Below are 24,837 nucleotides of genomic sequence, written 5' to 3'. Positions count from 1 at the left end.
AACTGAACGAAAAGCCGGAAAAAACATAAAACCATTTCTTACACAGATGCTTATTAAAACTATACAGATTCGAAATATTGGAATCGCCCTTGGGGTCTTATTTTTTGGGAACAGCTACGCACAGCAGAAAATCGAAGTTTTAAATTTTGGGACATTTCACATGAGCTATACCCCTGATGCCCATAAAGTAGAATTTGATGAAAAAGATCAAAAAAACAGAAGAGAAACTTATCATGTAGCCAAACTGTTGGCTGATTTTAAACCAACCATCATTTGCGTAGAAGTCATTCCTGAAAAAAACAAAGAATTGAACAGTGACTACAGATCTTTTATCGACGACAAAAGCCATAAAGCTAAGTTTGGTGGTGAAATAGCGTTAATCGCTTATGAAGTTGGCAAACTTGCAGGGGTAAAAACAATTTATGGAATTGATGAACAACAAACTGCAGCATATAATTACAACATTGCCAATGAACTGGATAACCAGGTGGATACTGTAACGTATAAAAACTACATGGGAAAAATCATGAAGGAATTCACCCATATTGACCAACTCTCCATTTTAGATAAATTAAAGGTATTTAATCATAAAGAGACCCTGCAAAAATTTATCAATGTAAACGCTGATATCTTAACCTACAGTAGTACAAAAGGTAATTTTGAAGGAGCAGACGAAGCCACTAAATTTTACGGAAGAAATCTACGGATACTCTCCAATTTAAATCAGATCCCTGTCACGGCGCAAGATCGTATTTTGCTGATCACCGGTGCTACTCACGCAGCTTTTCTTGGTGAGTTTTTGCAACGGAGCCCCAAATACAAGCTTGTGGAAGTTGCTGAATACCTCCAATAAAATGGTCCGTAAAGAAAGTTTGCCTTTATAGGCTTTAAAAATGATATAGAGTACCTAACCTTAATTACCTAAAGAAAAACTTCAACATGATAACTTGCAAAAACTGCGGTACAGACATTACGTCAAAATTTTGTCCCGATTGTGGCCAACCTGCAACGCTGAAAAGAATAGATGCGCATTATATCACCCATGAAATAGAACATGTGCTTCACTTTGAACGCGGTATTCTCTATACCATTAGCGGATTGGTAACAGCGCCGGGGAAGAATGTGCAAAACTACATTTCTGAGAATCGTAGCCGGCTGGTCAAACCTATTATTTTTGTTATTGTAACCTCTTTAGTGTACTCGATTATTGCCCACTTTTTCCATACTGAAGAACAGTATATGCAGTCAATCGACAGCCATGGTATTGAAAGTAAACTCATCATCACGACCCACATCTTCCGATGGCTACAAGATCATTATGGTTATGCTAACATTATCATGGGATTCTTTATCGCCCTTTGGACTAAATTATTCTTTAAAAAATACGGCTATAATCTTTTTGAAATCATCATCTTATTATGTTTTATTATGGGGATGGCGATGTTAATTTATGCTTTTTTTGCAATAATTGATGGTATAACCCACCAGCGTTTTATCTTATACGCAACATTGGTGACCTTTGCATATTACTCCTGGGCCATGGGACAGTTTTTTGATAAGACTAAAAAGATCAGCTATTTCAAAGCATTTGCCGCTTTAATAATAGGCTTTATCTCCTATTTGATCGTCATAATGTTCATTGGTATTACCCTGGATATACTTATAAGATAGCCATATTGTAACGAACGCAGCCTTGTGTATCAAAAATCACCGTGATCAATTGATGCGATAAATAGGATAAAGAAGATGTGACTCTTCATAGTAAGGTGAATGTTTGTATATCCAATCCAGCTGCGCACTACTACTCGCAGCAAGTTTAGGGTTGTTCATCTTCTCGCGTTCAAAGGCAGCTCTTAAATCTTTATTCTCTTTTAGAAGTTTGGCTGCTGTATCTTCAAAAACATATGCTGAATAATATTCTTTCTGTCCTAAGATCGCATCAAAGAAATTCCAATTAAAATAAGAGTCTATTGCTTCAGGTTCTAAAGTTTCCAGCAAGAACTTTACACCGTCCTGATTCAAGGGGACTAAATAATCACCAGCACGCAAGTTTACCTTATTGGATTCCCGGAGGAGGCTGGTATCAAAATGTAAATAATGCCCTTCATAAGGACTTGAAGTTGTCTTGAAATCCTTAATTCGATACTGTTCCACCGCTATTACCATATCTTGTTTTAGCGGAATCATTTTGATCTGATTGAGTGTTAGCAAGTTAACAATCTCCCATTCAGACTGCGGAATGACATAATACGATGGAATAGTTACTTCTTTTGTCGGAACATAGGTATTATATAACTTAACTTGTTTTGAAAACTTAGCGTTTCTATCATACCACAATCTATCTTTCGAGGAGACATCGCTCGGCTTATATTTTGCCTCGAAGCCCTTAAAGTCCAGTGGTTCATATTTCGATGAATCAAGCTTCCATGCTATGGCATATTTATCCCCTATTTGATATTGCTTGAGGTTTTCAGTTCTTTTTTGTTTAATCTCCTTATAATGCTGTTCCATAAAATCCAGATTACAACGCATATAATCATAAGTCGCTTTGACACGTTCTTGATAAGGTTTCAACATATGTGTTTCCACCACGGTTCCGATGACATTAAATAGACTGGTGTAACCTGTTGCATATCTTGGCGAATCCATAAAAGTTGGAAAACCACCATCAGGTACATCGTTGTGGATGTTAACATATGGAACAGACATAAACCCTTTCTCCTGGAGATCTTTCAGTAAGGTTTTTTGCATGTTGTTATTAAAATAATTACCTAAAAGGTTTCCCAGACGTTCTTTGTTTGTTGAGATATAAGTAAAAGTGTACTGATAATCGGCCCCATTGCTCACATGATTATCGATAAAAACATCCGGCTTGACCCAGTGGAAAATCTGCTGAAAACTGCGCGAGTTTTTAGTGTCTGTCTTAATAAAATCCCTATTTAAGTCATAATGCCTTGCATTTCCACGAAAGCCATACTCTTCAGGGCCATTTTGGTTAGCTCGGGAAAAGCTCCCACGATTTAACATCCCACTGACATTGTAACTCGCGAGCGCAACAACGATAACATTTTGAGGTGCCTTTACCTTTCCTGTCGCCAAATCCCGCATGAGCATCATAGTGGCATCAATACCATCGGGTTCTCCGGGATGAATACCGTTGTTGACCAATAAAATACACTTCCCTTTCCTAGCGACTTCCAGTGTCTTTCCAAACGGATTAAATACGACCACATCTATTGGTTTATTGTTATCGTCTTCTCCCCGTGTTTCATAGTGAATTGTTGTATATTTCTCCGCCAATTCCTGATAGTAGGCCCGCATTTCTTCAAATGTTGTGGATTGATTACCATTGCCCCGTTCAAAAGGTGTAGGCATTTGCGCATAACTTCTGCCAAAAAGCATAAAAGAAAATAATATCAGGAACCGTTTCATAAGATCAATTTAGCGTCCAATTTACGATAAACTTGTTAAAATGCGTAAGCAATTTCTACCTTCTATTAGGAACCGCTTCCCAATAAAACAAAATCCCTAAGAAATGTAGGGATTTTGTTTTTACTCTTTATCACTATTTCATTTGCTGACCTCATTTAATAATTCAATATCTTCCGTATCTAATTTAAGAGTCGGCGCCGAACATAGCGTATCCAATTGACTCTCACTTGTTGCACTTACAATGGGAGCGGTAATTAGCGGTTTAGCCAACAACCATGCTAATGCTACAGTAGCCTGTTTTGTCCCGTGTTTCTCGGAGATAACATCGAGCGCTTTTAGGACAGCTTTACCTTTAGCATCAAAATATTTTTTGATCCCACCACCCCTAGCCGTTTTATCAAAGTCAGCTTCAGTACGGTATTTACCGGTCAAGAAACCTGCAGCAAGCGACCAATATGGAAATACGCTCAAACCGTACTTCTCGACCAATCCCGCATAATCTGTTTCAAAACCAGCACGCTCTACCAAATTGTAATGCGGTTGCAAAGCAACATATTTAGGAAGACCATTTTTCTCCGCAACATCAAAGCTTTCCGTTAACCGCGTTGGCGATAGATTAGAAGCGGCAATATAACGTACCTTAGCTGCTTTTATTAAGTCAGCATAAGCCGACAATGTCTCTTCCACAGGGGTTACGTTATCGTCAAAGTGGGTATAGTATAAATCAATATGATCTACTCCCAATCGTCGCAACGATTCATCAGCAGATTTCAAAATATGTTTTCTTGAGATATCATACCCGTGCTCCTTAGTCTCGGATCCAACTTTTGTTGCGATTACTATATTTTGACGGTTGCCACGGCTTTTTAACCATTTCCCAATAATTTCTTCGGACTGCCCGCCAGTTCCATTCACCCACCAAGAATACGTATCTGCCGTATCGATAAAATTAAATCCTGCTCCTACAAATTTATCTAGCATTTCAAACGATTTTTGCTCATCTAATGTCCAGCCAAAAACATTCCCGCCAAAATTAATTGGAGCTATCTGCAAATCTGTGTGTTGTATTTCTACCTTTTTCATTGAAATTATCTGTTTATTGTTCCTTTAAATAAAAAATCGCTATGTAAGTACAGCTATAAAGCTAAAGTTACGGTATTCATCTTGAGCCACGCCAGCATTCTTCACATCTAAATGTCAAAAAGATTAAAGTACGCTATTGCAATTTAGTACGCAGTTACTATGATTATACTAAATTGCAGCCGACTTTCGATCAGATCATTGTGCTCATAGCTAAAAATCTTATCTTCGTACTCATGGCCCATATCAATCTGACCTTCTTTGAGCATGTCAGATAAAGCCTTCGATAGATTGAACAGATTACATTGATAAAACCCAATCATCTATGATCCCAATAGTATATAGACGAGCAATGGAAAGTGATTTGACTTTTCTTTTAGATCTACTATTAAAGACAATGACCCAACATTTAATAGCCGCTGCTTTACCCACAACGAGGGATTCACATCTACAAAGAATTAAATACAAATTTGAACATGCTGCTATCATTGAATACAACCATATCCCTATCGGACTTTTGAAAACCGAGAAAGGACGGGCTCATATCGAGTTGATTCAAATACAGATCGATCCCCGATACCAAGGGAAAGGGCTAGGAAAAAAGATATTAAAAGACCTTATAAATGAAGCAATTTACGAAGGGAAGTCGATTTCATTACATGTATTAAAAACCAATAAAGCGCAAAAGCTCTACTTTAGTCTTGGTTTCGAAATTATCGGAGAAGATGAGCATTCATATCATATGAAGTACTCAAACAAGGATAAGATTTTAAAAAACAGGTCGGCTCTTTAACTGACCTGTTTTTTCATTACTTTTCAATAGACGACATATCGATTACAAAACGATATTTCACATCACTATCCAATACTCTTTGATACGCCTCATTTACATAATCGATATCAATCATTTCTGTTTCGGGTAGAATATTATGTTCAGCACAAAAATCAAGCATATCCTGCGTTTCCTGTATTCCCCCGATGCTGGAAGCCGTTAGGATCTTATTTCCCCCCATGATTGAGCGTCCATTAATTTCCATGGGTGCAGCTGGAATCCCCACGCAAATATAAACTCCTTTTGTTTTCAATAATGCAAGATAGAGGTTATAGTCATGTGGTGCCGATACGGTATCAATAATAAAATCAAAATACGAGGAGAATTTCTTTATTTCATCGGCCTCATGGGTATTTAAGAATTTGTGTGCTCCAAGTAGAGCGGCATCGTCCTTTTTGCGTGGTGAATGGCTTATCATTGTGACTTCTGCCCCCATTGCCACTGCAATTTTAACAGCCATGTGTCCCAATCCGCCTAAGCCCAACACACCAACTTTATGCCCCTTACTAATATTCCATCTTTTTAATGGCGAATAGGTGGTGATTCCAGCGCAGAGTAGCGGTGCCACCTTTTTAATGTCCAAAGATTCCGGCACATGCAGCACAAAATCTGCATCCGCAACAATATTATTGCTATAACCACCAAAAGTAAAGCTGTGATCATGCATCACATCTTTACTGTTGTACGTCCAAACGGTCTTTTTTTCTGAACAGAACTGTTGTTGGTCTGACTTACAGTTATCGCATTCGCCACAAGAAGCAACCATACAACCAACACCCGCCAAGTCACCTTTTTTGAACTTAGTCACCCCAGGACCAACTGCACTTATCCGACCAACAATTTCGTGCCCAGGAACAATTGGGTATTGTGTTCCACCCCACTCATCATGTACTTGATGAATATCAGAATGACAGATCCCGCTGTACAAGATATCTATTAAAACATCGTTTGCACCAAGCTCTCTCCTTTCAAACTCCCAGTATTCAAGTGGAGAACTACTGTCTTTCGCCGCATAACCTTTCGACTTAATCATATTATCTTTTTTTATAGACCACAATTTGGATACGAAGATATCTTCGATCCCCTATTTACGTTGTACTAAGTTAGCGGGTATCGATGACGAATCAAGAAAGGCAAGCACAATATTGACACTGCGCAAACAAAAAAACAAGTTTAAACATAGAAGTATCCGCAAAAGACCATGTATATTTGAGTTCATATAAATCACTTCAATGAAAAGAACCAGTCTAACGCTAGCAATTATTTGCTTAACATCAATGGCCTTCGCCCAAAAGATAAGCTACAAAGTGAACACACAAAATTCGACGATCAAATGGAATGCGAAAAAAGTTGTCGGGGGACATGTGGGAACAATCAATATACAAGACGGAACGGTACAGACAGAAAAGGGGAAAATTACCGGCGGTGGTTTTACCATAGATATGAATTCCATGGCTTGTACTGATGCTCCTAAATTGACCGGGCACCTAAAAAATGAAGATTTCTTCAATGTGCCGACCTACCCCAGCAGTAAATTTGTCATCAGTAAAGTTGATAATAGCAAAGGTAATCCAATCATAACGGGCAATCTGACGATCAAGAATAAAACAAAATCGATCTCCTTTCCAGCAAAAGTCACCACAACTGCAGACGGACTTTCTGCTGAAGCTATAGGAGTTAAGGTAAATCGACTGGACTTTGATATACAGTATCGTTCAGCAAGCTTTTTCTCCGACTTAGGCAATCGCGCCATCGATGATGAATTCACCTTAGATATCGTGCTTAAGGCTGTAAGATAAAAACTTCGTAGGAGCCATTTGTTAATACAGGTGGCTCTTCCTTCACTACATAATCGCGCCGAGAATCGATGCGATTTACTCAAAATGATTTGACACACGGACTACTTAAAGCTGTGATGTCACCTTATATCGACACGGAAAATCCAACAATTATTACACTTATTCTTCCTCAGAAATAGCGCATTAGCGCAGTACGACAGCATTAAACAAAGACTCTATTAAATTAGATTTGATTCAAATTGCACTTTGCAAGCCATAAGATTGATGAAAGTAAAGTTTTAAAATTATCTTTAAACTCGCTAAAGTAAGGTTAGACAAATTATATATGGAGAAAATAAAAACTTTTCAACAGCACGAGCTTAATAGAATTAGAAAAAATTGGAGTGAAAGTGATCTCGCATTTGAAAAGTTGGGAAGATCTTCTAATATATCCGATTATTCGGATCGGGAGATCAATGAAATGCTGCACGGTGTATATAAAGACAGTAAACACCTTATGGTCGATGAAGGCTACTTTATTGATCTCTCGAAAGCGCATAAAGCCAGTTGTATTTTGGTTGATGTATCCTATTCAAGACGTATCAAACCTGCTCCAAACAGCATACTTAATCTTCATGATATCCGTAATTTTTACATTGAAGATTATTTTATAGAGACGAAAGAAGCATTCTCCAACAAAACTAAACATAAGATAACGGGTTATCTCAAAAAGATCGGCGGTATCAGTTTGGGTAAAGGGCAATACAATTATCTGTATTCTATTCCGAACGATTTCAAAACATTTTTCGGTGATACACCGGCCGATCTGTTCTATCCTATACAACGTTATATCAACGGGTTATTTTTTGACGACGATTATCGAATTTCAGATTTTGAAGTCATCAGTCAGATTGTTATCAGTAAGACATAATTCCGATTGCCGGAGCAACCGCTCCTGGTTTCTTAATTGATAATCTCGCCACCATTCTGATCTAGTTTATCACGAAATTTTTCAAGTTCCTGAACACCTGGTTTTGCCCACTCAGCAACCTCACCTATAATTTTTAATGGAAACTCAGATCTATAAGAACGTGTCGGATTTCCGGGAAACTTCTGGTCCGTCAGATTAGGGTCATGCTCATAATAACCGGTAGGTTCAACAATAAATACCCGCTCGCTGCGCTCACCTTTTGCCAGGACCGCTGCAAGTCCGGCCCCATTCATCATACCTGTAAAATAAATATGATTCATTTTGAAGTCGGCTTGATAGTTGGAATTGAAGCCTGGAACCAATAAATCGCCGATTTGTGCATCTGCTTTTGTACCGTGATAAAAAGGTCCCTTATCAAAGGGAATGTTCTTAAAAGAAGAGGCCAACCTTGCATATTCACTTGCCATTGCTTCTTCTCCTAAACTTGTGTAACAGGCACAAATCTTCAAATACATTCCGGGCAATGCACTGATAGTCCGATCATCACTGATTACCAATGCGTGATCTAAGGCTATGTGCAGCCATTTTAAACGATCCGAAACCGTTTTCTGCTGTCGAGATACAAAATAGGCTGCAATAAACTTCTCATGGTCATCGCTTGCCTCCCGATAACCCTCTGTAAAAAAGGACAGGGCTTCATCGTGTTTACCGTTTTCTTTCAATTGTATGCCTTTTAGGCAAAGTTTGACAACCCCGTTAAATGGTGAAAATTCCATCGTATAAATTATTTTTTATCCAACATACATTATTCTCGCCTCAATTACAAATGACCACTCCTAAAAACATCTGTTCTACAGCAAGGCCTTAGACGTGAAAAGCCAGTTATGAGGATAACCGGCTCTTCAACAAAATTGTTCTCTTAAATTCAATATTTCTCCACGCAATAACGTACAATTGGTTGGGCATTTAGGAAACGACACATTGCTGGAATCCCGAAGGCAGTTAGCGTTCGGAACGCAATTATTATCCGATAGTGGCGTACTTTAGAACACAATATTGCCTTTGTGGATCAATGAAGTCACCGGTGAAATCCGAGAAACTGCTTCAGCAGAACAACTTGCCTCAACAAACACCATGCTGGCTTCATCGCCCACTTTCGGCCATTGTTGATTTCCATTATTATCCAAAGGCAATTTGTAACGTGTGGCGAAAGCGAGTGTTCTGGATAAGCCGAATTCTGTTCCATAGCCATACAGCTCAGCAATTAGATTCGCTTTCAGGAGCATGTTTCCCGAACCAAACGTATTCCAGTGATCCTGAATATTGTCATTTCCAATCAAAACCTTCACACCATATTTCCGAAGTGTCGGAATAGGCATAATCATATTGCCAAAGGGCACAGAGGACACGATTCCTACACCCGCCTCTGCGAGACGTGCCGCAATTTTTTCGGCTTCTACATTTGTGAGATGACTAAGTGCAAAAGCATGGCTAACAAAAGCTTTCCCTTTTAATTGAGGGTTTTCCAATGTACGGTCGATCAAAAACTCGATTGTCTTCATACCACTTTCTCCCATTTCATGGAGGTGTATGTCAATGCCCTTATTGTTATCAAGCGCCAACTGCGTAATCTGGTCCATACTTTTTTCGATACTTCCGTCCAAAGAGTACGGATCTACTCCACCTATGAAACTAACAGCATCCAGTTTTGCAACATCCTTCAAAATGGGTAAAGTATCTGTATAATAAAGGCCATGCTGTGGAAAAGCAACCAGCTCCGCTTCTACCGTGTCTTTTTTCGATGCCAGTGCCTTTTCCAAATTTGTTAACGATTTTAGTCCAGATGTTGGATCGACATTGAAATGTGAACGAATAAAATCAGTTCCGTATGCCTGCAGAAAACGCAGCCTTTTGCCCGTTCTTTCGACTGAGGTGCTTAACCATTCTGGGATCATCTTCTGCTCATACGCGATCATATCTTTTACGGTATGCCGTGTTGGCGATACAGCTTCCCATGGCAGACCAAACAACATTTTATCCAAATGGGCATGCATATCCTTAAAAGCCGGCAACATCAAGTGTCCTTTTGCATCGATCGCATTAGCATTTGCAGTATTTGGTTTGATTCCTTTGATCTTACCCTCTTCAACTTCAACACAGAATAAAGCCGTATTTGTGCTTATAACTTCCTTTCCATCAAACTCGAATCCTGTCTCAAGCCGTACGTTTTTTAAAATATATGTTTTAGCTTTCATATTTATTTTGATAATATTCTTTTTCTTGTTCTCTAAAATTTACTGGACAATAGAAACGGTATTATTTTTCCACATTTATTATTCAGTATCACCAGAACAAAGGTCGCAATGATTCTCCCTGATCTTTTGCAGAATACATCTCGATATTTGAACAATTTATCACAGCGCCGACTTTTGCTCAACAGTATACATAAGGTGAAACTACCACGAATGTACTTTCAGCCAGCATGAGACCAATGAGAACGACACTTAAAATACACTGTAGTAATAAATTGTCCAACAGATGGAATGAAAACCACATTGTAAAAACAGCCTTAGCTACTATTTTTGTATAAAACATCGAAGCTTCTTCGGCTTTATCGAAAAAATTATAGCACAATAAAATGATGAAAACAACTTTAATACTCCTGATAATGATGAGCATAACAAATTCGTGCCGATCGGCATTAACAGAAAACTCATATACCGAAAATTCGTCCCAGGAAGAAATTATTAAATTGGTCACCAAAAATGACTTAGAGGGAGTGAAAAAAGCGCTCGAGAATAATGCCAACGTAAATAGCGAAGATACGAATAAACGTTCTATTCTACTTATCGCGACAAACAATGGAAATATTGAAATGGCCAAATTATTGGTAGAGTATGGTGCCGATGTCAACCTTCAGGCCGACAATATGGATAGCCCATTTTTATACGCAGGTGCAAGTGGGCAAGTTGAACTCGTCAAACTTTTCTTAGATCACGGCCCTCGCTTCGATCTATTTAATCGATATAACGGCACAGCTTTAATCCCGGCATGCGAACGTGGATATGTAGAAACGGTAAGATTATTGGCCAATACCAAAAATTTCCCTTTGGATCATGTCAATCGTTTAGGATGGACTGCTATGATGGAAGCCATTGTACTCGGTGACGGAAGCAAAAAATATCAGGAAATTATTCAGATTCTAAAAGATGCTGGGGCAAAATTGGATATTCCAGATTTCAATGGCACAAGCCCTTTGCAACACGCAAAACAAAGAGGCTTCAATGAAATTGTTAAGATACTAACATCAGAAATATAAAGGTTCATCTTCCTTTAAATACTCCAATTTGAATAAAATTTCAAGCAGTATTCCACCATGCTATCTGATTTTTCATTCTCAATGGCTAGTTTTGCAATATGCAGCATAAAATAATAGACAAAGTTGCTTTAATTAACATTAAAGACAGGAAAATACTGAGCACACGTTCCAAGACTAAAACAAAATTTTACTTTCCTGGTGGTAAACGAGAGAATAATGAATCCGATATTACCTGTTTAAAAAGAGAAATACTGGAGGAGCTTTCTGTGCACATCCCGAAGAATCAATGCGCCTTTTGGGCACCTTTGAAGCAATCGCCGATGGACGAAATCAAGATACGCTCGTAAGAATGACCTGCTACTTTTCTGATTTCGAAGGAGTATTGCATCCAGCGAATGAAATCGAGACATTTGAATGGTTAACCTATAAGGACAAACATAGGACTTCTGCCGTAGATCAGATTATCTTTAGCCGATTAAAGGAAATGAATCTTATCGATTGATAGAACAGATGAGCGTTGTTTCTCATACCAAAATATCAGACAACGCTTTTCCGTAATGTAATAACCGTAATTTCAGGCCAAACACCTATCCGACCTTTTAGGCCGTGAAAACCAAAACCGCGGTTGACATAAAGATATTTTCCTTGTTTTTGATAGAGTCCGGCCCACTGTTTATAAAAATATTGAATTGGACTCCATTTTAACCCAAATAGTTCTATCCCAAACTGCATACCATGCGTATGTCCTGCCAGCGTCAGATGGACATGTTGGTCATAGTCCAAAGTAACATGATCCCAATGTGAAGGATCATGAGACATCAAAATTTTGAAGGTATCCGCTTCCAATCCAAGGGTTGCTTTAGCAAGATCACCATATTGATGAAACCCTCCTTTCCCCCAATTCTCAACTCCAATTAACGAAATACGCTCACCTTGCTTTTCTATCGCTATCGATTCATTTAGCAGCAATTTAAATCCCATTTCATGATGAATTTCCTTAAGCCTATTCAAATTTAAGGCTTTTGATTCAACACTTTCCCATTGCACATAGTCCCCATAATCGTGATTTCCAAGGACTGAAAACTTGCCCGAAGGAGCTTCTAATCGGTTGAAGTCCGAAACCCAGGGTTCCATTTCGGAAGCTTTATTATTGACTAGATCGCCCGTAAACAATACCAGATCACTGTTTTGTGCATTTGCCAATTCGATACCTTTACGTACCCTTTTGAAATCAGATAAACTACCAGAATGAATATCCGATAGCTGCGTAATTTTAAAACCGTCAAACGCCGTAGGTAGATCAGGAAAACTCAATACTTCCTCTCTCACTTTATAAAAATAACGACCTTTCGTTAAACCGAAAAAAAAAACCAATAACATGGCCCCCGCCAAAAACAATACAATCTCACTCAAAAATATACTACGTGGAGGAAAGGAACGAAAAATACGCATCAGATCTTCAACAAATAAAAAGGGAACAGCAAGCAATTTTGGTATGAAAACAATTAAAAATGCTGTAATCAGACTTGTTGCTGTCTCCTGGACATCATAACCCGCTCTCCGCAAAAAAATTAATGTAAAAACACCAAAAAACAACAGGATATCAATCCCCCAATACATGTTCTGCCAAATCGAACCACGAATAACCGTACTGAAAGCCTGAAAAAAATAGATATCACCCAAAACAAATAAGAATAATATCAGTAAAAGTCTCTTTGCCATATTAACTAAAATATTGATTTTAAATTGCTAATGATATGCCAAAAGAGATTTTTGAGCTATTACAGCCCCTATCATCGTAAATAGTGATGTCTATGTGACAATTGAAACTTTTTGCACTCCAATCAATCAGAAAACTATCCATAGTTTCCTCCAAAACATGTCAAGATGTCTGATTATCCCATAAATGAACCCAACCGAGATACTGCTTATTACTCCAAAATCCCAATCTTTTGCATGCATGCTCTCATTTTTTGATAAGTGCGCTCAATGTCTTGATCTAGGCCAATGGAAAACCTGATCAATCCATCGGAAATACCCATCTTTAAGCGCTCTTCTTCAGGAATTTCTGATGACGTAGAACTACCTGAACAGGAGAATAGCGTCTTATAGAATCCTAGGCTGACGGCTAAATACCCTAAATTTTCAGCCTGCATCAGTTCCATTAATTCATTGGCTTTTTCAGTGGTTTCCACATCAACTGTCATTAAGCCTCCAAAACCATAGGTCTCATGCATCATACTTTTCATTAATTCATGATCTCGATGCGAATGTAAGCCCGGATAAGATACCTTTAGTCCATCTTTCTCAAACCGTTCTGCAAGATACATCGCGTTATAGCTATGTTGTCTCATCCGTATATGAAGTGTTCTCAAATTCTTCAATATACTCGCCGAACGTAAGCTGTCCATCGTCGGTCCCAATAACATACAAGTCCCTGTGTTCACATTTTTCGTTTCATTAATAAACTCCTGACTTCCACAATAAACCCCACCTACTGTATCACTACTGCCATTGATAAATTTCGTTAGACTATGGATGACAATGTCTGCTCCCAAAAGTATCGGCGATATAGACAACGGAGAAAACGTATTGTCGACAATCAGTTTTAGCTTGTGTTTTTTACAGATGGCTGAAAGTTTTCTTAAGTCAGCCACATGCAATAAAGGGTTGCTCACGCTTTCGCAATACAGCACCTTTGTATTAGGTCTTATCGATCTTTCGATTTCGTGGGCATCATTAATATCCAAAAATGTTGTCTCAATCTGGAAAGGTGGGAGAAAATTTTTGAGAAAGGCATAAGTTCCACCGTAGATCGTCCTACTGGAAATAATATGGTCGCCGCTTTTACATAACTGTAAAAGAACTGTTGTGATCGCTCCCATACCCGAAGATGTTACATTGGCCGCAGCGGTATTCTCCATTTTTGCTAAAGCTTGCGCCAAATACAAATTCATTGGCGAGGAATGTCTTGAATAGAGATAACAGCCTTCTGCATTCCCTTCAAATGTGTCGAACATTTTTTTAGCGGAAAGAAAGGTATAGGTAGAGCTGTCTGAAATTGACGGATTCACACCTCCAAACTCTCCAAAGTATTGCAAATCTTGAATTTCATTTGCTGCATTAAAATTATCCATACTTTTATCTTTAAAATTGAGATATTTTAGATTATATCACAAGTATTTTTATCTATATTAGAATATAAATCTATTATATCAACAATAATTAGTTAAAACATCTGAACACTTTAAAAACTGATACCAAACACAAAAAAATAATCTATGCACTTTGACGAAATTGACCTTAAGTTATTGCGTTTTCTCCAAGAAGATGCGAAACAAACGACCAAAGAACTGTCCTACAAGCTGAACTTGTCCGTGACAGCAGTCTATGAGAGAGTCCGCAAGCTCGAAAATACGGGAATTATCGCAGGCTATGTCGCCATACTGGATAAAAAGAAGATAGCAAAAGATTTCCTCGTATTATGCCACGTAAAATTAACACAGCACAAAAAGGAGTATATTTTACAGTTTGAAAAAGAGGTCATGAACCTTCAAGAGGTAACCGAGTGTTTTCACGTGAGTGGCGACTACGACTATATCCTCAAGATTTGTGTCAAGGACATGGCAGACTATCGCAGCTTCATGTTAACAAAACTAACTAGCTTACAGCACATTGCAAGCACCCACAGTTCCTTTATGATCGCTGAGGTAAAAAATACATTGGTAATAGATCTGTAAGAAGTTCTAAACCAACACACCGTTTTTCGATGCAATAGCTTCCGGAAGATCCTCATCTCCCACCATCTGCAATAAATCAATTTCAATGGTCCTACAAATGGAAAGCATCGGTACATCAAACATCAGACCTCCAAAAGGATTTTCGGTATAATCGCCGACCAATTCCATCACAATATAAATCCATCCTATGACCACACAAAAAGGAATACTGGTCCAGATACCCCAGTCCCCTAATTTCGCAAATTCATTCACGAGGCCCAAAGGAAGTAGAATGATTAAAATAACATTGAAGACAAAGGCTGTACTGGCAAACTGCCTAGGTGATGGAAATTTTTTGATCCTTTCTGCCTGTCCTTGATAATCGTAAAATTGATTCAGGCAATTCTGCAGTTGCGTTTGGTTAAAATCCGAAATAATCTGATCATTTTTCAACGCATTCACTTCTTTTGCTTGTTTAGAAATCAAATAAGTCGCAAAATTTTTATATTCACTCTGCAACTTAAACTCCTCCGCAGAAAGATATTTACGCAAAAAAATCGAAGTTCTACTATAATCTGGAAAGCCAGCCTTTATCAACCTGTTCCGCTTCACATTCATTGAACCAAAATGTTTTTTCATGCTGATATGCTCCCACTCTGTCGGGACCAACAACTGCTCACGAAAAGTATAGAGCCAGGCAATGTGACGATAGGCGATTCTTTTCCTCCGTTCCTCCAAATCGGTATGATCACCGTCTTGGGTATCAAAAGCATATAACATAGCCGTGAACGAACGACTTGAATTGACAATTCCACCCCAGATTTTTCGGGCTTCCCAAAGCCTGTCATAGGCTTGATTATTTTTAAAACCAACGTAAAAAGATTCGGCCGTTCCGATTAATGCCAATGGCACCCACGGAATTATCATCCACTGCCAATTGAAAAAATAATAAATGACCGCCACCAAAGAACACCAAAGCGTCAGCCATATTAAATGTGCGCCCGCTAAATTAAATATTTGTCGATAGTTGAAATACTTGGTTGTGATCATAAAAAGTAAATATCTTCCTTTATTAAAAACGCTATGAAAGTACAATTTAAATTGTAACTGTCCAATACTTCAAATTGTTTTCGGCATAACGATATTTGATCAACTAATTTCAACGCGATAGATAGGTCCAACAACTACAACAACCTTACCATCATTCCAGTACTGATTAATAAACACGTATAAAGCACTATTGTATTTTTTTATGTATTTGATTAATTTTAATCTTACAGATAAAAACAATTGCCAAAGATATAACAAAGATACGATGAAGATAAAAGCACTAACATTAAATATAGGTCTTTTCCTTTTTGCGGCAACGACTTTCGCACAGAATAAAGCCGACTTAAAATCATTGTTAAATAAAAACAGTGAATTTGTATTTCCACAGACAGTGGATAAAATTGCTGCTACATTGAATGTGAAAACAGAATTCTATGAAGATGCCAACGAAGAAAAGTATGCAAAATGGATCACAAAATCCGGTTTAGAACTTTATAGCAATTATGGGGCTGATAAATCCGTCAATGAACTATTTTTTGATATACCAGAAGACAAGTTTTTGATTGTCGAAGGATTACCTTTTGATCTGGCGATCAATAAAACAACAGTTAAAGAGGCTCTTTCAAAATTCAGCCAACACCATGTCAAAAAGCAAAAACTTGATGCGGGAAGCTCGTTTCCGGGCGGTACCAGACTGACGATGAAAACAGGGACACATTTTACCACTCTACTTTTCGATAGCAAAAATTTGTTAAAGTTCATAGGCTTGACAACCTCTTTAATTGACCCCGCTGCCAATTAAGGACAAGGGGTCAATATTAAATTTATACGATTTTTAGCTAGGTTGCCCAGGCATGGTCATATTTCCCTGGGATTTTCACATAACGGAATACTTCCGTGGCTCCCAATTTTGAGCTAAAAAATGTAAGGAGAGTAAGCTGTTTAAACAGTGTGAAAAAATGAGGTAGATCGTTAGCGGATTTCTTTTCGTCATAATCCTGCGCTTCCTTGTCCAAAATATCGACAAAGGCCGTTTGGTCTTTCTTTTCGAGTTGCTGAAAATTGCGTCCAAATTCTTTCTTGGCACGTTCGTCAATTCCGGCTGTTCCAGCCAGAAAGACCTGCTGTTCTTCAGGTTTATAGCAGTCTCGCACCAGAACGGGAATCTCAGAACCTACACCAGCTTCCTTCGCCCCCGGTGTAGTGGTTTTAGGAAGAATGGCCTCAGCGAGATCACCCAAAAAATCGATTGATTTTGAATCAAAGAGCATTTCTATATCTTTCGAAGCAGACCTTTGGCATCCTTCCAAAAATAATGAAGCACCAATAACTGTTCCGCCCATGAGCATGGCTACACGTTGTATTGCTTCTCGTCTATTCATAACTATTACATCATAAAATAATTAAAGATTCCCTTTTTTTAATTCATTTACAGCAAAATCTACTGCCCTAGCTGTAAATGCCATATAGGTAAGCGATGGATTCACACAGGAAGAAGAAGTCATAAAGGCCCCATCTGTCCCAAAAACATTTTTAGCATCCCATACTTGGTTAAATTTGTTTAATACCGAGGTTTTCGGATCATTTCCCATTCGTGCTGTTCCCATTTCATGAATTCCCTGTCCCATACTAAACCCGTTATCGTAGGTTGTTACGTCTTTGACACCGATAGATTCTAACATTTCCTTCATTTCATTGCTTGCATCAACCCTTATTTTCCGCTCGTTATCCTTAATCTCTGCGTCTATTGCCAATACGGGAAGTCCCCATTTATCTTTTACCGATGAATCCAATAGGACTTTATTTTCGTGATATGGGAGTATTTCACCAAACGCGCTGAAACCCACTCCCCAGCTGCCCGGCTCGGCGATAGCATCTTTCCAAGCGCCGCCCACGCTCTTATTATCGACCTTACCCGACCATTGTCCCCTCGAAGCCCCACCCTGATAGCCAAAACCACGGACGTAATCTCTCCTCTTGGTATCGCCGGCAATATTGGCAAATCGGGGCACATATAATCCATTGGCCCGTCGTCCAAAAATATATTTATCCACAAATCCCTCTACTCTTCCCCCAGCCCCACTATTTAACATGTGATCCATTAGGTTATGTCCCAGTTCACCACTACTGCTTCCAAGCCCACCCTCCCATACATTGGTAGCGGAATTCATTAATACCCAGGTGGAATTTAACGTTGAAGCACATACAAAGACGATTTTAGCAAAATACTCATAGGTTTGATTCGTCTCCGCATCAACAATTTCTACTCCTTTAGCTTTCTGGGTATCACGATCGTAAATAATACTCTTTACAATTGAAAATGGCCGTAAGGTAAGGTTCCCTGTCTTCACTGCTGCGGGCAATGTTGCAGATTGTGTGCTAAAGTAAGCGCCGAAATTGCAACCCAACCAACATTTATTTTGGTATTGGCAATTAACACGGCCATGGTGGGGCACTGTTATGTTGGCTACCCGGCCAATTATAAAATGTCGTTTTCCCTGATAATGCGATTTTAAGCGTGCGGCAAGGTCTTTTTCCACGATATTCATTCCATGGGTGGCATAAATTCGCCATCAGGCAACACCGCTATACCGTCTCTATTACCCGAAATACCGGCAAATTTTTCAACGTGACTATACCAAGGTGCTATATCTTTATAACGTACGGGCCAGTCAATGCCATGTCCGTCTCTGCTATTTGCTTCAAAATCAACATCCGACCAACGATAACTCTGCCGTCCCCACATAAGCGAACGCCCGCCAACGTGATAACCCCGGAACCAATTAAAGGGTTTTATCTCCTTATACGGACTCTCTGTCTCATTAGTCCAAAAGTCGATGTTCCCTTCATTCATCCATTGATTTTTAATTCCAAAAGGTAGGTAGTGCTGGGCGCGATCCAATGGCACCCGGCCCCGATGCGGAAAATCCCATGGATCTTTATTGGGTGATGGGTAATCTTTGATATGCTCAATATTGCGTCCTCTTTCTAACATTATGGTTTTAAGTCCACGCTCTGTTAGCTCCTTGGCTGCCCAGCCACCTGTGATCCCAGACCCGATGACAATTGCATCATAAACATTATTTGCCATTTATTTATAATTGGTTTATTGGGTTATTACTCGAGGGGAAATTTCCCGCTCAAATCAAGTCTTCTCCACAATCAAGCGCCACACTGGTGCCTGACAGCTTTACTTGTTTAGACGAGACATTCTTATATCATTTGGAAAGCGTAAGAATGGATCGTCTAGACAAGTTTAAGGTTTTTTTTTGATTTTATTGCAACCGGTTGCAAATTTTTGTAATATTGTATTAAACAAGCAGGTAGCTTAGATAACCAAATTATAATAGTATAAACGACAGACGCAGCCATTTCTTTAAACGTATTGGAATATGGATCTGTTTTGTACATAACGTAGTCTTTTTCTAAACGCAATACATATGACAACAATTAAAGGCCCTGCCATCTTCCTCGCGCAGTTTATCGGTGATGAAGCGCCATTTAACTCCTTGGACTCTATCTGCCAGTGGGCTGCAGCACTTGGCTATAAGGGTATACAACTGCCCACCTTGGATGCCCGTTTTATCGATCTAGAAAAAGCAGCGCTCGATAAAAGCTATGCACTTGATCTAAAAGCGAAAGTACAGTCTTTCGGATTGGAAATTACCGAACTTTCAACCCATCTCCAAGGGCAATTAGTGGCTGTAAATCCAAGTTTCGATGATCTATTTGATGCCTTTGCACCACAGCATTTACATGGTAATCCTCAAGCACGACAACAGTGGGCGATCCAGCAATTAAAATATGCCGTACGAGCTTCCCACAATCTCGGGCTTAAAGCGCTGGCGACCTTTAGTGGAGCCTTTCTATGGCCATTTATATACCCTTGGCCACAAAGACCCGCGAAGTTGATCGAAACAGGTTTTGCTGAGCTTGCAAAATTATGGTTACCCATTCTTGATGAATGTGACTTGTATGATGTCGACCTATGCTATGAATTACACCCTGGAGAAGATCTCCATGACGGTGCTACTTTTGACTTATTTCTCGAAAATGTAAATTATCACAATCGGGCAAACATTCTCTATGATCCCTCCCATTTTGTCCTTCAATGTCTTGACTATCTTCAATTCATCGACATTTACCATAAACGAATTAAAATGTTCCATGTTAAAGATGCTGAATTCAATCCTTCTGGTCGTCAGGGCGTCTATGGTGGCTTCCAGAGCTGGCAGTCAAGAGCAGGTCGTTTTAGATCAATTGGTGATGGACAAGTGGATTTCAAATCCATATTTACCAAACTCACACAATATGATTATCAAGGCTGGGCAGTACTGGAATGGGAATGTGCATTCAAAAATGCTGAAGATGGTGCACGGGAAGGCGCGCTGCATATTAAAGACTATATTATCCGTGTTACTGATAAGGCGTTCGATAATTTTGCTGCCGTCGAAACCAATGATAGCCTTAACCGCAAACTATTGGGTTTGTAAATACCAAAGATATCCTCATTAAAAAATCAACTTTATGCGCAATACAAAACTAAAAATGGGCATGATCGGCGGTGGAAAAAATGCATTTATAGGGGCTGTACATCGCATGGCTGCTGGAATTGACGGTCAGATTAAATTATGTTGCGGAGCACTGAGTACTGATCCACTTGTCGCAAAAGAATCCGCTGCGCTTTTAGGGCTTCCAGAGGAAAGGAGCTATGGAAGTTATCGGGAAATGATTGTCGAGGAAAGTAAACGTCCGGCGGATGATCGCATGAACTTTGTGAGTATCGTCACGCCCAATTTTGCTCATTTCGACCCAGCAATGATGGCGCTGGAACATGGCTTCCATGTCGTGCTTGAAAAGCCGATGACTCTGACAACAGAACAGGCCGAATTGCTCCAACAAAAAGTAGCGGAAACTGGACTAATACTCTGTGTCACATACACCTACTCTGCCTATCCGATGGTGAAACAAGCCCGTCATCTTGTCAAAGAGGGCCAATTAGGTTCGATTAGAAAAATTATGGTCGAGTATCCGCAGGGATGGCTAAGTAAGATGATCGAAAATAGTCCTTCTCTGGCCTTCTGGCGGACAGATCCGGAAAAGAGCGGAAAAAGTGGTTGTATGGGCGATATTGGGACACATGCTGCCCACCTAGCGGAATATATCTCCGGTTTAAAAATCACTAAAATGTGTGCCGATCTTCAAACATTTGTGACCGGAAGAAAACTTGAAGATGACGGCAACATATTACTTGGATTTGAGAATGGAGCCACCGGCGTACTATCGGCATCCCAAGTTGCTGCAGGAGAAGAAAATGCGTTAAAAATTAGAGTATATGGTGAACTTGGGGGATTGGAATGGAACCAGCAGGATGCAAATACACTCATCTTTAAACAGCTCGATGCGCCAATCCAGCTATTTCGTGCAGGTCAGCAGTACCTTTCACCAATCGCCAAACATAACATTCGTCTACCGGCCGGTCACCCCGAAGGATATATCGAAGCATTTGCTAATATTTATAGAAATTTTGCAGCCACACTATTGGCATCAATGCAAGGTATAGAGCCGCGAGAAGAAGATACTGATTTTCCAACTGTAGCTGATGGTCTGCGTGGCATGAAGTTTCTAGAAACTGTAATTGCCTCGGGAAAATCCGAACAGAAATGGACCGATTTTATTCGTTAGATACATACTTACCATAAGTAGCCAATGTCATTTGCTCCCTGAACAAACGGCATTGGCTGCTCACTTTAATTTTTCTGCATTGACTGAGACATCTGTTTCAAATAGCCCTCATAGTTTGAATAAGGTTCCTTGATCCTGCTGTTTGGTTTCAGATAAAGAAATCCTTCCTGATTATCCAAAATGACATTAAAATGGTTCAGAATCTGATTTCCGAACAGGCTTGGTCTGCCATTGGGCTTGGCCGGATCAGCGGCATTCGTCACAATATCTTTAAACTCCACACCAGCTATTGAAGCATCCAAACGGATAATCTTACGGTTACTGATCATGGTAAGCGGCGTTAGATCGGTCCAATTATGATCTATACCGGTAAAATCTTCCCCTAACAGCATCGTACCATCACGACCTGTATCAAAAAGGAACCAAAAATCGTAGTCTTGTTGGTTATGTCTAAAAGCAGCTTTAAACTTGGGTCGGTTTTGCTCATAGTATACTGGAAGCTTTGTATACTTCTTTGCTTTAGTGGGGAGATCGCGATGAATTACCAATTCCATTTTATCATAATCGATTTCAATAATGTGATTTCGAAAGAAACTGTTGCCAATAATAAGATCTTCAAAAGGCTTCATATTACCGACCTCAGTCACTGACACGTTTTTCCAAACAATCGGCCCAATATGCAATTCATTGCCCAGACTTGTCCGCTCGTTATTAAGCCCGTCGGTATTCGCAACTGTCGTAAACGATGAAAATGATAAATCCAGCTGCTTTGCGTTATTTCTATTAACAACGCCAGTTCCAGCTCCTAAATCAAACTGTATCGTAACGTCTTTTTTGTTAATTGTACCGTTCAGGAAAATCCGTGAGCCAATAAGACGAAACGGTATCCGCATCGGAAATAAATTACTATTATCCATTGTGGGTAGATCCGGCGGTAATTGAGCGCTTATACGAACGTGACAAGAATCCGTTCCATTCAATAGTACTATGAAATCATACATCGACCCGGGTTTAGTCATCACAGTCAATTCCTCCTGATCTGTTTTAAAAACAACTGTACTTTCTTTTGTTGGAATATTTACGAAATAGACGTCGGGATCTGCCTTGGGATCTAATTTCCAGTCAACATGGCAATAGGCGCCATCTGTAATACCGGCTTTCTCAGATGAAGCTTTGATCAAAGGAATCTTAGCTTGCGGAAAGACGTTCGTCATCGTAAAAAAAGAAAGAATAATAGCAAAGGTAGCCAAGGCAATATGGCGTTTCTTCTTTTGATTGTCTGTTTTCATAATTTTGCATTTTTTTGAAGATCAAAGAAAAAAAATACCAGACGAAGAATACCCTTTACAGCCCGACAATGTCCCGAAAGCTAGCCGACAATTGTATAAAAGCACCTATAATATACTTATATCGGGCAAAATACGTGCATGCCCAGCTTTATTTAATCCAATCGCATTTCGCAGTATAATGATTATATTCATAAGTATCCAACATAACGGAATAAGCAATTTCACATTGCTTTTAATACCTACCCAATCGTTCAGTATAAAAATAATAAGCATCAGTAAAACAGCAATTAAAGTCGATACGATTTGAATTGAGATTAACTGGCGAACTTTATATGAATGCTGTTTTTTGAAGAGCATAATTGCGACAGGTACCAAAATATTTAATGGTGGCAATATAGAAAAGGGTAAGGAAGACAGGTTGATAATCTTGATCCATCTCAAGTTTTCTGACTCAAGAGGTATATCATACGCAGAAAACTCCGATTCCTCCACATTCAATGCCTGTGCAAGTGCGCGAAGGGTGTAACCCTTTGGCGACTGCCCCGCTTCAATCCGCTGAATTGTTCTTACTGAAATATTTGATTTTTGCGCTAGTTCCTCTTGTGTTAAATTGAGTTTCTCACGTAATGATTGTAATTTGTTCATAAACAATAGATCGATCTTACCATCAAATTTACAGAATTTGGTGGTAAGAATTCAGTAAATCTAATGTTTATGCTTTCTTGGGGATCGTAGTATCCTCTTCGGTAATCGTCTGCTCCTCTTGTGTTAACGGGGCCGGAGGTATTTCGGTTACATTACGCTCAATTTCCTGCGTTTCAACATGCACGGCATATTGCGAGGGTTCAATAGGGATGCCCATGACAGTGGCGTACTCCCTTGTATAGATCGCACCAAAATATAAAATAGCTGCTGTGTAGTAGACCCAAAGTAAGATCAACACAAATGAACCTGCCGCACCATAGGTATCTTGGGTTGCAGAATGCTCCAGATAGACTCCAATTAAATAACGTCCCAATACAAATAAAATTGACGTAAATAAGGCACCCGCCCGTACGGTCCGCCAGTGAATATTTACATCCGGAAGTGCTTTAAATATGACACTAAATAACAAGAATATAATTCCAAAAGACAATGCAAAGTTAATCCCATCCATTAACATTACGGTCACGTCCGGGAAATAATGCTGTAGCTGATCTGTCAACGCCAATATTACACCATTTACGATGAGTGTAACGACTAATAAAAAGCCCAATCCAATCACCAAAGACGAAGATAACAATCTATCCTGAATCAATTTTAACCAGCCTTTTTTCGGCTTTGCCCTTACGTGCCAAATTTTGTTAATCGAATTCTGTATATCCCCAAAAACCGTCGTTGCTCCTAAAACCAATGTAATGCTACTGATAAGCAACGCCAGGTTTGATTTTCCCGAAAGCTGCAAATTCTGAATAACTTCTTGAATCTGTTTTGCAGCATTGCTTCCCACCAAACCGCGGAGTTCCAGGAATACTTTCCCTTCAATCGCATCCTCACCATAAAAAATTCCAGCTAAGGCAATCATTAAAACCAATATAGGACCAATAGAGAAAACAGTATAATAAGATAATGAAGCACTATATTTCATCGAATCCTCATTCAAAAATCCAGCCACCGTACTCTTTAAAATTCGCCAATAGGTTTTCACCTTACTTCTACTTTTAGTTCGTTTATCCATGTTCT

The 24,837-nt window shown here is 39.2% G+C and carries 24 protein-coding genes and 1 pseudogene; 12 read left to right on the top strand and 13 right to left on the bottom strand.

Annotated features, from left to right (window positions below):
• Nucleotides 1-46: 46 nt before the first annotated feature.
• A complete protein-coding gene (locus tag B2O97_RS09310; protein WP_286767303.1) occupies nucleotides 47-853 on the top strand; it encodes a DUF5694 domain-containing protein in 807 nt (268 codons plus the stop codon).
• Between the two features lie 86 nt (nucleotides 854-939).
• Nucleotides 940-1,671, top strand: coding sequence for a DUF3667 domain-containing protein (locus B2O97_RS09305; RefSeq protein WP_053003552.1), 732 nt, complete (start codon nucleotides 940-942; stop codon nucleotides 1,669-1,671).
• Between the two features lie 45 nt (nucleotides 1,672-1,716).
• On the opposite strand, the gene B2O97_RS09300 is transcribed toward B2O97_RS09305, so the two are convergent.
• Nucleotides 1,717-3,432: a hypothetical protein gene (locus B2O97_RS09300; protein WP_286767302.1), complete on the bottom strand. Its 1,716-nt coding sequence runs from the start codon at nucleotides 3,430-3,432 to the stop codon at nucleotides 1,717-1,719.
• A gap of 138 nt (nucleotides 3,433-3,570) precedes the next feature.
• The gene (locus B2O97_RS09295) at nucleotides 3,571-4,515 is read right to left on the bottom strand and encodes an aldo/keto reductase (protein WP_286767301.1); all 945 of its coding nucleotides are present in this window, start codon (nucleotides 4,513-4,515) and stop codon (nucleotides 3,571-3,573) included.
• 322 nt (nucleotides 4,516-4,837) lie between these two features.
• Between B2O97_RS09295 and B2O97_RS09290 the strand changes: the two genes are divergently transcribed.
• A complete protein-coding gene (locus tag B2O97_RS09290) occupies nucleotides 4,838-5,305 on the top strand; it encodes a GNAT family N-acetyltransferase (protein WP_204991126.1) in 468 nt (155 codons plus the stop codon).
• 16 nt (nucleotides 5,306-5,321) lie between these two features.
• On the opposite strand, the gene B2O97_RS09285 is transcribed toward B2O97_RS09290, so the two are convergent.
• Nucleotides 5,322-6,377: an NAD(P)-dependent alcohol dehydrogenase gene (locus tag B2O97_RS09285; protein WP_286767300.1), complete on the bottom strand. Its 1,056-nt coding sequence runs from the start codon at nucleotides 6,375-6,377 to the stop codon at nucleotides 5,322-5,324.
• A gap of 199 nt (nucleotides 6,378-6,576) precedes the next feature.
• On the opposite strand from B2O97_RS09285, the gene B2O97_RS09280 reads away from it, so the two are divergent.
• Both B2O97_RS09280 and B2O97_RS09275 read left to right on the top strand, forming a co-directional pair.
• Complete coding sequence (locus B2O97_RS09280; RefSeq protein WP_204991124.1) at nucleotides 6,577-7,143, top strand: YceI family protein; 567 nt, start codon at nucleotides 6,577-6,579, stop codon at nucleotides 7,141-7,143.
• Nucleotides 7,144-7,468: 325 nt separating this feature from the next.
• Nucleotides 7,469-8,053, top strand: a complete 585-nt coding sequence (locus tag B2O97_RS09275) for a hypothetical protein (protein ID WP_286767299.1) — start codon at nucleotides 7,469-7,471, stop codon at nucleotides 8,051-8,053.
• A 32-nt stretch (nucleotides 8,054-8,085) separates the two neighbouring features.
• Here B2O97_RS09275 and arr read toward each other — a convergent pair whose 3' ends face one another.
• Together arr and B2O97_RS09265 are read right to left on the bottom strand one after the other, a co-directional pair.
• Nucleotides 8,086-8,829: an NAD(+)--rifampin ADP-ribosyltransferase gene (gene arr / locus B2O97_RS09270; RefSeq protein WP_286767298.1), complete on the bottom strand. Its 744-nt coding sequence runs from the start codon at nucleotides 8,827-8,829 to the stop codon at nucleotides 8,086-8,088.
• Between the two features lie 267 nt (nucleotides 8,830-9,096).
• Nucleotides 9,097-10,308: an amidohydrolase gene (locus B2O97_RS09265; RefSeq protein WP_286767297.1), complete on the bottom strand. Its 1,212-nt coding sequence runs from the start codon at nucleotides 10,306-10,308 to the stop codon at nucleotides 9,097-9,099.
• Between the two features lie 413 nt (nucleotides 10,309-10,721).
• Between B2O97_RS09265 and B2O97_RS09260 the strand changes: the two genes are divergently transcribed.
• The 3 genes from B2O97_RS09260 (at nucleotide 10,722) to B2O97_RS09250 (ending at nucleotide 11,874) form a co-directional block, all read left to right on the top strand.
• Nucleotides 10,722-11,372 carry an ankyrin repeat domain-containing protein gene (locus B2O97_RS09260; protein WP_286767296.1) on the top strand — a complete coding sequence of 217 codons (651 nt, stop codon included), beginning with the start codon at nucleotides 10,722-10,724 and terminating at the stop codon, nucleotides 11,370-11,372.
• Between the two features lie 98 nt (nucleotides 11,373-11,470).
• Nucleotides 11,471-11,719 carry an NUDIX domain-containing protein gene (locus B2O97_RS09255; RefSeq protein ID WP_286767295.1) on the top strand — a complete coding sequence of 83 codons (249 nt, stop codon included), beginning with the start codon at nucleotides 11,471-11,473 and terminating at the stop codon, nucleotides 11,717-11,719.
• A complete protein-coding gene (locus B2O97_RS09250; RefSeq protein ID WP_286767310.1) occupies nucleotides 11,659-11,874 on the top strand; it encodes a hypothetical protein in 216 nt (71 codons plus the stop codon). The genes B2O97_RS09255 and B2O97_RS09250 overlap by 61 nt, the downstream gene beginning before the upstream one ends.
• 35 nt (nucleotides 11,875-11,909) lie before the next feature.
• Here the strand turns inward: B2O97_RS09250 and B2O97_RS09245 are convergent, their stop codons facing one another.
• Both B2O97_RS09245 and B2O97_RS09240 read right to left on the bottom strand, forming a co-directional pair.
• Nucleotides 11,910-13,094, bottom strand: a complete 1,185-nt coding sequence (locus B2O97_RS09245; RefSeq protein ID WP_286767294.1) for a metallophosphoesterase — start codon at nucleotides 13,092-13,094, stop codon at nucleotides 11,910-11,912.
• Nucleotides 13,095-13,303: 209 nt separating this feature from the next.
• Entirely contained in the window at nucleotides 13,304-14,509 is a 1,206-nt protein-coding gene (locus B2O97_RS09240; protein WP_204991120.1) for an aminotransferase class I/II-fold pyridoxal phosphate-dependent enzyme, read from the bottom strand.
• A 144-nt stretch (nucleotides 14,510-14,653) separates the two neighbouring features.
• On the opposite strand from B2O97_RS09240, the gene B2O97_RS09235 reads away from it, so the two are divergent.
• Nucleotides 14,654-15,112: an Lrp/AsnC family transcriptional regulator gene (locus B2O97_RS09235; RefSeq protein WP_070561076.1), complete on the top strand. Its 459-nt coding sequence runs from the start codon at nucleotides 14,654-14,656 to the stop codon at nucleotides 15,110-15,112.
• Between the two features lie 6 nt (nucleotides 15,113-15,118).
• Here B2O97_RS09235 and B2O97_RS09230 read toward each other — a convergent pair whose 3' ends face one another.
• On the bottom strand, nucleotides 15,119-16,141 hold the full coding sequence (locus tag B2O97_RS09230) for a bestrophin family protein (RefSeq protein ID WP_046672841.1): 1,023 nt from the start codon (nucleotides 16,139-16,141) through the stop codon (nucleotides 15,119-15,121).
• 265 nt (nucleotides 16,142-16,406) lie between these two features.
• Here B2O97_RS09230 and B2O97_RS09225 point away from each other — a divergent pair, with 265 nt between their 5' ends.
• Nucleotides 16,407-16,943 (top strand): hypothetical protein, encoded by a 537-nt coding sequence (locus tag B2O97_RS09225; RefSeq protein WP_139144872.1) that lies wholly within the window; start codon nucleotides 16,407-16,409, stop codon nucleotides 16,941-16,943.
• Nucleotides 16,944-16,980: 37 nt separating this feature from the next.
• Here the strand turns inward: B2O97_RS09225 and B2O97_RS09220 are convergent, their stop codons facing one another.
• Together B2O97_RS09220 and B2O97_RS09215 are read right to left on the bottom strand one after the other, a co-directional pair.
• Nucleotides 16,981-17,523, bottom strand: a complete 543-nt coding sequence (locus B2O97_RS09220; protein ID WP_286767293.1) for a gluconate 2-dehydrogenase subunit 3 family protein — start codon at nucleotides 17,521-17,523, stop codon at nucleotides 16,981-16,983.
• A 21-nt stretch (nucleotides 17,524-17,544) separates the two neighbouring features.
• A pseudogene (locus B2O97_RS09215) lies at nucleotides 17,545-19,232 on the bottom strand (GMC oxidoreductase).
• A 349-nt stretch (nucleotides 19,233-19,581) separates the two neighbouring features.
• Between B2O97_RS09215 and B2O97_RS09210 the strand changes: the two are divergent.
• Nucleotides 19,582-20,634 carry a sugar phosphate isomerase/epimerase family protein gene (locus B2O97_RS09210; RefSeq protein ID WP_286767292.1) on the top strand — a complete coding sequence of 351 codons (1,053 nt, stop codon included), beginning with the start codon at nucleotides 19,582-19,584 and terminating at the stop codon, nucleotides 20,632-20,634.
• 34 nt (nucleotides 20,635-20,668) lie between these two features.
• Nucleotides 20,669-21,826 carry a Gfo/Idh/MocA family protein gene (locus tag B2O97_RS09205; protein WP_286767291.1) on the top strand — a complete coding sequence of 386 codons (1,158 nt, stop codon included), beginning with the start codon at nucleotides 20,669-20,671 and terminating at the stop codon, nucleotides 21,824-21,826.
• Nucleotides 21,827-21,891: 65 nt separating this feature from the next.
• Here the strand turns inward: B2O97_RS09205 and B2O97_RS09200 are convergent, their stop codons facing one another.
• The 3 genes from B2O97_RS09200 to B2O97_RS09190 all read right to left on the bottom strand — a co-directional run bounded on the left by B2O97_RS09200 (nucleotide 21,892) and on the right by B2O97_RS09190 (nucleotide 24,832).
• Nucleotides 21,892-23,115, bottom strand: a complete 1,224-nt coding sequence (locus B2O97_RS09200; protein ID WP_083295753.1) for a retropepsin-like aspartic protease — start codon at nucleotides 23,113-23,115, stop codon at nucleotides 21,892-21,894.
• Between the two features lie 105 nt (nucleotides 23,116-23,220).
• On the bottom strand, nucleotides 23,221-23,760 hold the full coding sequence (locus B2O97_RS09195; protein ID WP_070561083.1) for a helix-turn-helix domain-containing protein: 540 nt from the start codon (nucleotides 23,758-23,760) through the stop codon (nucleotides 23,221-23,223).
• Between the two features lie 67 nt (nucleotides 23,761-23,827).
• On the bottom strand, nucleotides 23,828-24,832 hold the full coding sequence (locus tag B2O97_RS09190) for a YihY/virulence factor BrkB family protein (RefSeq protein ID WP_070561084.1): 1,005 nt from the start codon (nucleotides 24,830-24,832) through the stop codon (nucleotides 23,828-23,830).
• Between the last annotated feature and the right edge of the window lie 5 nt (nucleotides 24,833-24,837).

The sequence above is a fragment of the Sphingobacterium sp. UBA865 genome (assembly GCF_002295765.1).
GTDB classification, from domain to species: Bacteria; Bacteroidota; Bacteroidia; order Sphingobacteriales; family Sphingobacteriaceae; genus Sphingobacterium; species Sphingobacterium multivorum.
The sequence above is the reverse complement of the archived record's forward strand: the minus strand, read 5'-3'. Positions and strand labels throughout refer to the sequence as shown.